Source organism: Aliihoeflea sp. 40Bstr573, from assembly GCF_024105655.1.
GTDB lineage: Bacteria > Pseudomonadota > Alphaproteobacteria > Rhizobiales > Rhizobiaceae > Aliihoeflea.
On record NZ_JAAAMH010000005.1, the window covers coordinates 55,949 to 68,420 of the forward strand.

At 64.8% G+C, this 12,472-nt stretch carries 10 protein-coding genes; 9 read left to right on the forward strand and 1 reads right to left on the reverse strand.

All coding sequences use genetic code 11. From position 1 onward, the window contains the following. Positions 1-66: 66 nt before the first annotated feature. From leuS to GTK01_RS08305, 3 genes are all read left to right on the forward strand, one after another. Positions 67-2,694, forward strand: a complete 2,628-nt coding sequence (leuS, locus tag GTK01_RS08295) for a leucine--tRNA ligase (RefSeq protein ID WP_252925409.1) — start codon at positions 67-69, stop codon at positions 2,692-2,694. Next, positions 2,681-3,229: an LPS assembly lipoprotein LptE gene (gene lptE, locus GTK01_RS08300; protein WP_252925410.1), complete on the forward strand. Its 549-nt coding sequence runs from the start codon at positions 2,681-2,683 to the stop codon at positions 3,227-3,229. The genes leuS and lptE overlap by 14 nt, the downstream gene beginning before the upstream one ends. A gap of 100 nt (positions 3,230-3,329) precedes the next feature. After that, the gene (locus GTK01_RS08305) at positions 3,330-4,226 is read left to right on the forward strand and encodes a 1-acyl-sn-glycerol-3-phosphate acyltransferase (RefSeq protein ID WP_252925411.1); all 897 of its coding nucleotides are present in this window, start codon (positions 3,330-3,332) and stop codon (positions 4,224-4,226) included. A 51-nt stretch (positions 4,227-4,277) separates the two neighbouring features. On the opposite strand, the gene fsa is transcribed toward GTK01_RS08305, so the two are convergent. Then, on the reverse strand, positions 4,278-4,931 hold the full coding sequence (fsa, locus tag GTK01_RS08310) for a fructose-6-phosphate aldolase (RefSeq protein WP_252925412.1): 654 nt from the start codon (positions 4,929-4,931) through the stop codon (positions 4,278-4,280). A 101-nt stretch (positions 4,932-5,032) separates the two neighbouring features. Here fsa and GTK01_RS08315 point away from each other — a divergent pair, with 101 nt between their 5' ends. The 6 genes from GTK01_RS08315 (at position 5,033) to atpD (ending at position 12,411) form a co-directional block, all read left to right on the forward strand. After that, a complete protein-coding gene (locus GTK01_RS08315; protein ID WP_252925413.1) occupies positions 5,033-7,228 on the forward strand; it encodes a primosomal protein N' in 2,196 nt (731 codons plus the stop codon). Positions 7,229-7,285: 57 nt separating this feature from the next. Further along, positions 7,286-7,681 carry a DUF4345 family protein gene (locus tag GTK01_RS08320; protein ID WP_252925414.1) on the forward strand — a complete coding sequence of 132 codons (396 nt, stop codon included), beginning with the start codon at positions 7,286-7,288 and terminating at the stop codon, positions 7,679-7,681. 230 nt (positions 7,682-7,911) lie between these two features. Further along, positions 7,912-8,454: a F0F1 ATP synthase subunit delta gene (locus GTK01_RS08325; protein ID WP_256483789.1), complete on the forward strand. Its 543-nt coding sequence runs from the start codon at positions 7,912-7,914 to the stop codon at positions 8,452-8,454. After that, positions 8,454-9,983, forward strand: coding sequence for a F0F1 ATP synthase subunit alpha (gene atpA, locus GTK01_RS08330; protein ID WP_252925416.1), 1,530 nt, complete (start codon positions 8,454-8,456; stop codon positions 9,981-9,983). The genes GTK01_RS08325 and atpA overlap by 1 nt, the downstream gene beginning before the upstream one ends. Positions 9,984-10,013: 30 nt before the next feature. Next, on the forward strand, positions 10,014-10,901 hold the full coding sequence (locus GTK01_RS08335; RefSeq protein ID WP_252925417.1) for a F0F1 ATP synthase subunit gamma: 888 nt from the start codon (positions 10,014-10,016) through the stop codon (positions 10,899-10,901). Positions 10,902-10,947: 46 nt separating this feature from the next. Then, positions 10,948-12,411: a F0F1 ATP synthase subunit beta gene (atpD, locus tag GTK01_RS08340; protein WP_252925418.1), complete on the forward strand. Its 1,464-nt coding sequence runs from the start codon at positions 10,948-10,950 to the stop codon at positions 12,409-12,411. The last annotated feature ends 61 nt before the right edge of the window (positions 12,412-12,472 follow it).

The window sequence follows — 12,472 nt, forward strand, 5'->3', positions numbered from 1 at the left end:
GCTTGTGCCAAACCATGGTGAAGGTCCGGCACGATTTTTCAGTCCCACTTAAGCAAAAAAGCGGTCATGGCAACCGAACGATACAATCCGCGCGCAAGCGAACCGAAATGGCAGAAGGCGTGGGACGAGGCCAAGCTCTTCGCGACCCCGAACGACGACCTCCGCGAGAAATACTACGTCCTGGAGATGTTCCCCTATCCTTCGGGGCGCATCCATATGGGCCATGTGCGCAACTATGCGATGGGCGACGTGGTCGCGCGCTACAAACGGGCGGCCGGATACAACGTGCTGCACCCGATGGGCTGGGACGCGTTCGGCCTGCCGGCCGAGAACGCCGCGCGCGACAACAAGGTCAGTCCGCGCGACTGGACCTATGCCAACATCGAGACGATGAAGGGCCAACTGAAGACGATGGGCCTGTCGCTCGACTGGGCGCGCGAATTCGCGACCTGCGATCCGAGCTACTACAAGCACCAGCAGAAGATGTTCCTCGACTTCTGGCAGGCCGGGCTCGTCGAGCGCCGCAACGCCAAGGTCAACTGGGACCCCGAGGACATGACCGTGCTCGCCAACGAGCAGGTGATCGACGGGCGCGGCTGGCGCTCCGGCGCGCTGGTCGAACAGCGCGACCTGACGCAGTGGTTCTTCAAGATCACGTCGATGGCGCAGGACCTGCTCGACGGGCTCGAAACGCTCGATCGCTGGCCCGAGAAGGTCAAGCTGATGCAGTCGAACTGGATCGGGCGATCGGAAGGCCTGCAGCTTCGCTGGAAGCTGGACCCAGCGACGGCCCCCCAGGGCGAGAGCGAGCTGGAAGTCTATACGACGCGGCCCGACACGATCTTCGGCGCATCCTTCATGGCGATCGCGGCCGACCATCCGCTGGCCAAGAAGGCGGCCAAGGACAATCCGGCGCTGGCGGCCTTCATCGAGGAGATCAAGCGCGGCGGCACGTCCGCGGCCGAGATCGAGACCGCCGAGAAGAAAGGCTTCGATACCGGTATCCGCGTCGTTCACCCGTTCGATGAGAGCTGGACGCTGCCGGTCCATGTCGCCAACTTCGTGCTGATGGATTACGGCACCGGCGCGGTCTTCGGCTGCCCGTCGGGCGACCAGCGCGACCTCGACTTCGCCAACAAGTACGACCTGCCGGTCGTGCCGGTGGTGATGCCGAAGGATGGCGACGCGGCGACGTTCCAGATCATAGACGAGGCCTATGTCGAGGACGGGGTGATGATCAATTCACGCTTCCTTGACGGCATGACGCCGAAGGAGGCGTTCGAGGAGGTCGCTTCACGGCTGGAAGCGACGACGATTGGCAATCGCCCGCAGGCGCAGCGCAAGGTGCAGTTCCGCCTGCGCGACTGGCTGATCTCGCGCCAGCGCTACTGGGGTTGCCCGATCCCGGTCATCCATTGCGACGATTGCGGCGCGGTGCCGGTGCCGGCTGAGCAATTGCCGGTGCGGCTGCCCGACGAGGTGTCGTTCGACAAGCCGGGCAACCCGCTCGACCATCATCCCACCTGGAAGCATGTCGCCTGCCCGAATTGCGGCAAGGACGCCCGTCGCGATACCGACACGATGGACACGTTCGTCGATTCCTCCTGGTATTTCGCGCGCTTCACCGACCCGTGGAACACTGAGCGACCGACCGATCTCGCCCATGTCGATGGGCCGAATGGCTGGCTGCCGGTCAACCAGTATATCGGCGGCATCGAGCACGCGATCCTGCACCTTCTCTATTCCCGCTTCTTCGCCCGGGCGATGAAAGCGACGGGGCATCTGAACAGCGTCGAGGAACCGTTCGAGGGCCTGTTCACGCAGGGCATGGTCGTCCACGAGACCTACCGTGGCGCGAAGGGCTGGGTGACGCCGGCCGAAGTGAAGCTGGAAGAAGTCGATGGAAAGCGGCGGGCCAGCCTGATCGCGACCGGCGAGGACATCACCATCGGCTCGATCGAGAAGATGTCGAAGTCGAAGAAGAACGTGGTCGACCCGGACGACATCATCGCCTCCTATGGCGCGGATACCGCGCGCTGGTTCATGCTGTCGGATTCCCCGCCTGACCGCGACGTGATCTGGACGGAAGCGGGCGTTGAAGGCGCGCATCGCTTCGTGCAGCGCGTGTGGCGCCTCGTGTCGGAAGCTTCGGAGACGCTGAAAGGCGTTCCGGGCGAACCGGCGCGAGACGGGGAGGCGGTGTCCATCTCCAAGCTCGCGCACAAGACGGTGAAGGCGGTCGGCACGGATATCGAACGTCTCGGCTTCAACAAGGCGGTCGCGCGGCTTTACGAGCTGGTCAATGCGCTGGCGCCGCGCGTGCAGGCGCTGGGCACCGCGAGCGATGCCGACAAGGCCGCACTGCGCGACGCCTTCGACAAGCTGCTCGTGATGGTGGCGCCCATGATGCCGCACCTGGCAGAGGAGTGCTGGGCGGCGCTGGGCGGCGAAGGGCTGATCGCGAATCAGGCCTGGCCGAAGTTCGACCCGAGCCTGACCGTCGACGACGAAATCACGCTGCCCGTGCAGGTCAACGGCAAGAAGCGCGGCGATTTGACAATCGCGCGCGACGCGGACCAATCTGCCGTCGAAGCGGCGGCGCTCGCGCTCGACGCCGTGCAACGGGCGCTCGAAGGCAAGGCGCCGCGCAAGATCATCGTCGTGCCGCAGAGGATCGTGAATGTCGTTGTTTGATCAAGGCCGGCTGCGGCTGATGGGGATCGGCCTGGCGTTCTCGCTCGCGGCTGTGGCCGGCTGCACGGTGCAGCCGCTTTACGGCACGGGCGGGACGACCGCGGGCGGAGCGCCGATGAGTGCCGAGCTTGCCTCAGTCGCGGTGGCGCCGGTCAGCGACCGCGTCAGCCAAGAGGTGCGCAACCATCTGATCTTCCTGTTGTCCGGCGGCGTGGGCGAGCCGTCCGCGGCTCGCTACACGGCGCAGCTTGGCGTCTCTGCGGCAGATGCCGCGGCCGCCTCGGTGCAGGTCGGTCGCGACGAGGAGCCGACCGCTTCACTGGTTACGGTCACTGCGCGCTATACGCTGATCGACGCCAATGGTACGCAGGTCGGTTCCGGTGCGCGCTCGGCACAGGCACCCTATGACGTTTCGCGGCAGCAATTCGCGGCGTTGCGCGCCAGCCGAGATGCACAGAACAGGGCAGCGCGGGAAGCGGCGGAACTCGTTCGACTTGCGATTGCAGCAGATATTTCCCGGCTATCTACACGTTAGCTAATATTCAGGAACTTTTTGTTACCAAAGACATTCTTGCAAGAATGTCATGGCCGCGTCATCCCGTTCAGCGATGAAGGCGCGTGACGGAGTACGCAGAATGAATCTTCGGCAGGCGCCGTACAGTCTCACATCGATCATCAGTTACCTGATGCCTGCCGGGAAAGCGCGCGACCATGTTGTCGACCAGCTCATCGCCGAGCGCGCGACGCATCTGTCTCGCAATCCGGCGTGGCCGGTGCTGCGACCGCTGATCTATCGCTATTTCGACTACGATCTCGCCGTGTCGATGGCCAACGACATCGCACCCCTTTCCGGCGTCGAGGCGTTTGATTACCTGTCGAAGCTGCTCGCACTCGACGTGACGGTGACGGGGCTGGATAACATCCCGAAGACGGGGGGCTTCGTGCTGGCTCCGAGCCATCCGACGGGGATTGCCGACGGCGTTGCCGTCTACGACCTGATGAAGCCGGTGCGCACCGACCTTTCGATCTTCGCCAACCGGGACGCGTTGCGCGTTGCGGCAGGTTTCCGCGACCTCATCATCCCGGTCGAATGGCGGCAGGGGGAGAAGAGCCATTCGAAGAGCCGCGATACGCTGGAAATGACCGCCAAGGCATTTTCCAACGGGCGGGCTGTGGTTCTCTTCCCGTCGGGCCGCATCGCCTATTGGAACAAGAACAAACTGACGGAGCGTCCGTGGCAGCCTTCCTTTGTTGCGCTCGCGCGGCGCTACAACGTACCCGTTGTCCCCGCGCATATCACCGCGCGCAATTCGGGGCTGTTCTATTTCCTGTCGAAGTACTCGACTGAAATGCGCGACATGACCGTCTTCCACGAACTCCTGAACAAGAAGAACCGGCCATTCGAGATCACCGTGGGCAAGCCGATTGCGCCGGATCTCCTGCAGGGAGATGGGGCCGAAGTGGCGGCGCTCCTGCAAAAGCACACGGTCGAGGACCTGGCCCGCGATCCGGGCGCCGAGTTCCGGCGTTAGATTAAAAAACCCCGCTCGAAGCGGGGTTTTCTTTTCGCGGACTTGAACAGATCAGCCGATCTTCTGGCCGGTCTTTGCCCAATCTGCCAGGAAGGTCTCGAGGCCCTTGTCGGTGAGCGGATGTTTGACCAGCGCCTTGAGCGTTGCCGGCGGCACGGTCGCGACGTCGGCGCCGATCAGCGCGGCGAGCTTGACGTGGTTCACCGTGCGGATCGAGGCGGCGAGGATTTCGGTCTTGAAATCGTAATTGTCGTAGATGGTGCGGATCTCGGAAATCAGCTCCATGCCGTCGATGCCCATGTCGTCGATGCGGCCGATGAAGGGCGAAATGAACGTCGCGCCTGCCTTGGCGGCCAGCAGCGCCTGATTGGCCGCGAAGCACAGCGTGACGTTGACGAGGCGGCCATCGCCGGTGATCGCCTTGCAGGCCTTGAGACCATCGAGCGTCAGCGGCAGCTTGATGCAGATGTTGTCGGCGATCTTCGACAGAACGTCGGCCTCGCGCATCATCTCGGCGTATTCGGTCGCGGCAACCTCGGCCGACACCGGGCCGTCAACGATGTCGCAGATTTCCTTGGTGACTTCCTTGATGTCGCGGCCGGACTTCAGGATCAGTGACGGGTTGGTCGTCACGCCATCGAGCAGGCCGTATTCGTTGAGTTCGCGGATTTCGGCGACGTCGGCCGTATCGACGAAGAATTTCATGTGTGTCTCCTTCAGGCTCCGGGCGCAGGCGGCGGACTGGAAGTCGGCCGGTCGGCGGTTGGGACTTGCACTAGCGCAAGATCGGGGCAAGGTCACGTCCGATGAGCCAAGATTCGCCGACGCTATTCCCGCCAAGCCAGGTCGTACCCGTTCTCGTGCCGATGCCGGCCGAGCGGGCCTATTCCTATGCCGTGCCGGACGGAATGAGTGTGGTGCCAGGCTCGATCGTGCGCGTGCCGCTCGGGCCACGGCTGGTGGCGGGCGTCGTGTGGGACGGCGACGGAGGCTCAGTCGACCCAAGCAAGCTGCGGCCGATCGACCACGTCTTCGACTGTCCGCCCATCGGCGGGCAGCTGCGCCGCTTCGTCGATTGGGTGGCGAGCTACACGCTGTCGCCGCCCGGCATGGTGGCGCGGATGCTCCTGCGCGCGCCCGCGGCCTTCGATCCCGAACCGATGATCGACGGGCTGGTGTTGTCGGGCACTGAACCCGACCGGATGACCGACGCACGCAGGCGCGTTCTCGAAATGGCGTCGGACGGACTCGCCTGGACGCGCTCGGGCCTGGCGCGCGCGGCCGGAACATCGCTGACGGTGGTCGACGGGCTGAAGGCGCAGGGCGTTTTCGAGGATGCGCTGATCGCGCCGCGGCCGGTGGTCGCCGCACCTGATCCGGATTACGCGCAAGCAGAACTCATGCCCGAGCAGGCCGAGGCTGCGCAGCATCTGCGCGAGAAGGTCGCGGGCGGCGGGTTTTCGACCACGCTGATCGACGGCGTGACGGGCTCGGGCAAGACGGAGGTCTATTTCGAGGCGATCGCGGAGGCGGTGCGGGCGGGCCGGCAAGTGCTCGTACTGGTGCCGGAGATCGCGCTGACGGCGGCGTTCCTGGAGCGCTTCCAGGATCGGTTCGGCGCCAAGCCGGCGGAGTGGCATTCGGACCTTGCGCCGCGGACGCGCGAGCGTGTCTGGCGGCAGGTGGCCGAGGGACGCGTGCGCGTCGTCGCCGGGGCGCGCTCGGCGCTGTTCCTGCCCTTCAAGGAACTCGGGCTGATCGTCGTCGACGAGGAGCACGACCCCGCCTACAAGCAGGAAGACCGCGTCTTCTACAATGCGCGCGACATGGCGGTCGTGCGCGGCCATATCGGGCAGTTTCCGGTCGTGCTCGCCTCGGCGACGCCGTCGGTCGAAAGCCGCGTCAATGCCGGGCAGGGGCGCTATGCGCGCGAGATCCTGTCGGGGCGCTATGCGGAAGCTGCGCTGCCCGACATCCGGGCGATCGACATGCGCCGTCACCCGCCGGCACGCGGGGGGTTCATCTCGCCGGTGCTTGTCTCGGCGGCGCGCGCGACCGTGGAGCGCGGCGAACAGGCGCTGTTCTTCCTGAACCGGCGCGGCTACGCGCCGCTAACGCTCTGCCGGGTCTGCGGGCATCGCTTCCAGTGCCCGTCCTGCTCGAGCTGGCTGGTGGAGCACCGCTTTCGCGGGCAACTGATGTGCCATCATTGCGGGCACTCGGAGCCGAGGCCGGAAGCCTGCCCGTCCTGCGGGACGCTCGACCATCTCGTGCCGTGCGGGCCGGGCGTGGAGCGGATCGCCGAGGAGATCGTCTCGCATTTTCCCGACCAACGCGTCATCGTCCTCTCCTCCGACATGTTGGGCGGCGTGAAGCGGTTGCGGCTCGAACTCGAAGCCATCGCAAAGGGCGAGGCCGACATCGTGATCGGCACGCAGCTCGTCGCCAAGGGGCATAATTTTCCGAATATGACGCTGGTCGGCGTGGTGGATGCGGATCTCGGCCTCGCGAATGGCGACCCGCGCGCGGCCGAGCGCACCTTCCAGCTTCTCAGCCAGGTGACGGGCCGGGCGGGGCGGACCGGCAAGAAGAGCGTCGGCCTTTTGCAGACCTATCAGCCGGATCATCCGGTGATGCGCGCGCTCGTTTCCGGCGATGCGGAGGCCTTCTACGACCGTGAAGTCGCCGAGCGCGAGCGCGGACGTCTGCCACCCTTCGGTCGGCTGGCCGGCGTGATCGTCAGCGCCGCGACCCGCGCCGAGGCCGAAGGTCATGCGCGCGGGCTGCGGCAGGCCGCCGCTCGCTCGAACGAGATCATGGTTCTCGGTCCGGCCGAAGCGCCGCTCTCGCTCGTCGCCGGCCGTCACCGCTTCCGCCTGCTCGTCCATGCCGAGCGCAAGGCGGACATTCAAGGATACATCCGGGCGATGCTGAGCGCCGGGCCGAAGGAGCGGGGGTCGGTGCGGGTCAATGTCGACATCGACCCGCAGAGCTTTCTGTAGACAGATCGCCCGCCGCCCGCGTAAGCGGATGTCCACAATCTCGAGGGGAATTCACAAATGGAACTCGCATTTCCGTGGCCGTATTCGCAGGGGGAGTGGTTGGCGTGGACGTCTGCGGCCATTACCGTGCTTTTCGGACTGGTCACACTGTTCGCGCCGCGGCTGTCGCTGAAGGCGCTGCGGTTGCAGACGGCGCCGAACCATCCAGAGGCACTGGCGGAATCGCGCGCGACGATGTCGGGATTTTATCTTGGCGTAGGGCTTTGCTGTATTCTCCTTGCCCAGCCGCTTCTATATCTGACGCTCGGCGCCTCCTGGGCGCTGACGGCGTTCGGGCGGATCGTTTCGATGCTCTCCGACCGAGGGAACACGGCGTATAACTGGTTCGTCCTCGCAATCGAGATCGTACTTGCCGGACTGCCGCTGGCCTTCGCTCTCGGCTTCGTGGGCTGATCTTCCGGAACTGCGACAAAACGGCCAAAAACCGCCGGGAAAGGCGTGTTGCGAGTCCCGAAAGCGTGTGCTAGACGGCAATCGACTTTTGACCGGGGGAGGCGGCTCGCTCGCTCGTTCCGGGGAAATTTTCAACGAGGTCGGGGATTTAGCCGGTGATTCGTCCCGGCGTGCGAATTCGCTGCCTTCCAGATGAAGAGAAAATACACCTCGTGGCACAATCCGGCTCGATGATCTCAGGTGTCTCGCAGCGCTACGCGCGCTCGCTGTTCGAACTGGCGAAGGAAGAGAACTCCATTGCCGAAACCGAGAAAGAGCTCGGCCGTTTCGCCGCCATGCTCGAAGAGAGCGACGACCTGAAGCGCCTCGTCTCGAGCCCGGTCTTCTCCGCCGAAGACCAGCTTCGCGCGATCTCGGTGATCCTGGACAAGGCCGGCATCAAGGGCCTCGTCGGCAATTTCCTGCGCGTCGTCGCGCAGAACCGTCGGCTTTTCGCCGTGCTTGGCATGATCCGCGCCTTCCGCCAGATCGCGGCCGAGGCGCGCGGCGAGGTTTCGGCCGACGTGATTTCGGCGCACGCGCTTTCCGCAGCGCAGGAAAATGAACTCAAGGCGGCGCTCAAGAGCGTTGCCGGCAAGGACGTGACCGTCAATCTCACGGTCGACCCATCGATCCTCGGCGGTCTCGTCGTCAAGATGGGCTCGCGCCAGATCGACACGTCGCTCAAGACTAAACTCAATTCGCTCAAGCTTGCACTGAAAGAGGTCGGCTGATGGACATCCGCGCCGCGGAAATTTCCGCAATTCTCAAGGACCAGATCAAGAATTTCGGCCGTGAGGCCGAGGTCTCCGAGGTCGGTCAGGTTCTCTCCGTCGGCGACGGCATCGCGCGCGTCTACGGTCTCGACAACGTCCAGGCGGGCGAGATGGTCGAGTTCCCGGGCGGCATCCGCGGCATGGCGCTGAACCTCGAAGCCGACAATGTCGGCGTCGTCATCTTCGGCAACGACCGCGACATCAAGGAAGGCGACACCGTCAAGCGCACCGGCGCGATCGTGGACGTTCCGGTCGGCCCGGGACTGCTCGGCCGCGTCGTCGACGCGCTCGGCAACCCGATCGACGGCAAGGGCCCGATCGAGGGCATCGAGCGCAAGCGCGTCGACGTCAAGGCGCCCGGCATCATTCCGCGCAAGTCGGTTCACGAGCCGATGTCGACCGGCCTCAAGGCCATCGACGCCCTGATCCCGGTCGGCCGCGGCCAGCGCGAGCTGATCATCGGCGATCGCCAGACCGGCAAGACCGCCATCATCCTCGACACCATCCTCAACCAGAAGCCGCTGAACCAGGGCGACGACGAGAGCCAGAAGCTCTACTGCGTCTACGTCGCCATCGGCCAGAAGCGCTCGACCGTCGCCCAGCTCGTCAAGGTTCTGGAAGAGCGCGGCGCGCTCGAATACTCGATCATCGTCGCAGCAACCGCGTCTGACCCGGCGCCGATGCAGTATCTGGCGCCGTTCGCCGGCTGCACCATGGCCGAGTATTTCCGCGACAACGGCAAGCATGCGCTGATCGCCTATGACGATCTGTCCAAGCAGGCCGTCGCCTACCGCCAGATGTCGCTGCTGCTGCGCCGTCCGCCCGGCCGCGAAGCCTATCCGGGCGACGTCTTCTACCTGCACTCACGCCTGCTCGAGCGCGCGGCGAAGATGAACGACGAACTCGGCGCCGGTTCGCTGACCGCGCTGCCGGTCATCGAGACGCAGGCGAACGACGTGTCCGCCTACATCCCGACCAACGTGATCTCGATCACCGACGGCCAGATCTTCCTCGAGACCAACCTCTTCTTCCAGGGCATCCGTCCGGCCGTGAACGTCGGCCTGTCGGTGTCACGCGTCGGCTCGGCAGCGCAGATCAAGGCGATGAAGCAGGTGGCCGGCTCGATCAAGGGCGAGCTCGCCCAGTATCGCGAGATGGCCGCGTTCGCGCAGTTCGGCTCGGATCTCGACGCCTCCACGCAGCGCCTCCTCAACCGCGGCGCACGCCTGACCGAACTCCTGAAGCAGCCGCAGTTCTCGCCGCTGAAGACGGAAGAGCAGGTTGCGGTGATCTTCGCCGGCGTCCAGGGCTACCTCGACAAGATCGCGCTCGGCGATGTCGGCAAGTTCGAACAGGGCCTGCTGTCGCACATGCGCTCGGAAGGCAAGGACGTGCTCGACCAGATCCGCAAGGAGAAGGCGCTGTCCGACGACCTGCGCGGCAAGCTCAAGGCGGAAATCGACAAGTTCGCCAAGTCGTTCGCCTGAGGCCTTTGACGAGAAAGCAGAGATTGCCGCATGGCTTCACTGAAAGACCTTCGTAACCGCATCGCCTCGGTCAAGGCGACGCAGAAAATCACCAAGGCGATGCAGATGGTCGCCGCGGCGAAGCTGCGTCGCGCCCAAGAGGCCGCCGAGGCCGCACGCCCCTACTCGGAGCGCATGGCGACGGTTCTGGCGAACATCTCGGCTGCGGTCGACAGCGCGGATGCGCCGACGCTGATGGCGGGCACCGGCAAGGATGACGTGCATCTGCTCGTCGTCGCGACCGCCGAACGCGGGCTTTGCGGCGGCTTCAACAGCCAGATCGCCCGCCTTGCCCGCGAGCATGTCCGCCGGCTTCTCTCCGAAGGCAAGACGGTCAAGATCATCACCGTCGGCAAGAAGGGCTACGACATCCTTCGCCGCGACTATGCCAACCTGATCATCGAGCGCATCGAACTGCGCGACGTGAAGCAGGTCGGCTTCGCGAATGCCGACCAGATCGCGCGCAAGGTCATCCATCTCTTCAATCAGGGCGAGTTCGACGTCGCGACACTGTTCTACTCGCAGTTCAAGTCGGTGATCAGCCAGATTCCGACCGCGCAGCAGATCATCCCGGCTTCGGCTCCGGTGGCGCCCGAAGCTTCGGCCGACCAGGCCGGCGGCAACGCGGTGTACGAGTACGAGCCAGATGCGAGCGAAATCCTCGGCGACCTCATCCCGCGCAACATCTCGGTGCAGATCTTCCGGGCGCTGCTCGAGAACGCTGCCGGCGAGATGGGCGCCAAGATGACCGCGATGGACAACGCCACGCGCAACGCCGGCGACATGATCAACAAGCTTTCGATCACGTATAACCGTCAGCGCCAGGCGCAGATCACCAAGGAACTGATCGAAATCATTTCCGGCGCGGAAGCGCTGTAATCGACCGGGCGCCTTTCAGGCGCCGTGAAGAAAGAGGCTCACTACGATGGCTAAAGCAGCTACCAACACTACGGCGGCCACGCCTGCCGCATCGGGCGCGACCGGTACGGTCCGCCAGGTCATCGGCGCCGTCGTCGACGTTGCCTTCGACGATCACCTGCCGGCGATCCTGAACGCGCTCGAGACCGACAACAATGGTCAGCGCCTGGTTCTCGAAGTTGCGCAGCACCTTGGCGAGAACACCGTCCGCACCATCGCGATGGACTCGACCGAAGGTCTCGTTCGCGGTCAGTCGGTCACGGATACCGGAGCGCCGATCTCGGTGCCGGTCGGACCGGAAATGCTCGGGCGCATCATCAACGTGATCGGCGAGGCGATCGACGAGGAAGGCCCGCTCGGCGCCTCCGAGACCCGGCCGATCCATGCCGCCGCACCGGCCTATATCGAACAGTCCACCGAGTCCGAAATCCTCGTCACCGGCATCAAGGTGATCGACCTTCTCGCGCCCTACGCCAAGGGCGGCAAGATCGGCCTGTTCGGCGGCGCCGGCGTCGGCAAGACGGTTCTCATCCAGGAACTGATCAACAACGTCGCCAAGGCGCATGGCGGTTACTCGGTGTTCGCCGGCGTCGGCGAGCGTACCCGCGAGGGCAACGACCTCTATCACGAGTTCATCGAATCGGGCGTCAACAAGAAGGGCGGCGGCGAAGGCTCCAAGGCCGCGCTTGTTTACGGCCAGATGAACGAGCCGCCCGGCGCCCGCGCCCGCGTCGGCCTGACCGGCCTCACCGTCGCCGAGTATTTCCGTGACCAGGGCCAGGACGTCCTGTTCTTCGTCGACAACATCTTCCGCTTCACGCAGGCGGGTTCGGAAGTTTCGGCGCTTCTCGGTCGCATTCCTTCGGCCGTGGGCTACCAGCCGACGCTTGCGACCGACATGGGCGCCCTGCAGGAACGCATCACGACGACGACCAAGGGTTCGATCACCTCGGTTCAAGCCATCTACGTGCCGGCCGACGACTTGACCGACCCGGCGCCGGCGACCTCGTTCGCGCACCTTGACGCGACGACGACGCTGAACCGCTCGATCGCCGAGAAGGGCATCTACCCGGCCGTCGATCCGCTGGACTCGACCTCGCGCATGCTCGACCCGCAGATTGTCGGCGAAGAGCACTATGAGGTCGCCCGTTCGGTGCAGCAGACGCTGCAGCGCTACAAGTCGCTTCAGGACATCATCGCGATCCTGGGCATGGACGAGCTTTCCGAAGAGGACAAGCTGACCGTCGCCCGCGCCCGCAAGATCGAGCGCTTCCTGTCGCAGCCCTTCTTCGTCGCCGAAGTCTTCACCGGCGCGCCGGGCAAGCTGGTCGACCTTGCCGACACCATCAAGAGCTTCAAGGGCCTCGTCGCCGGGGAATACGACTACCTCCCGGAAGCCGCCTTCTACATGGTCGGCTCCATCGAGGAAGCCGTCGAAAAGGGCAAGAAGCTCGCCGCCGAAGCTGCCTGATCGCAGGTCCGGGGCGCGTCGCGACGGCGCGCCTCCCACTTTCCGCATCCTTTCCGTGAGT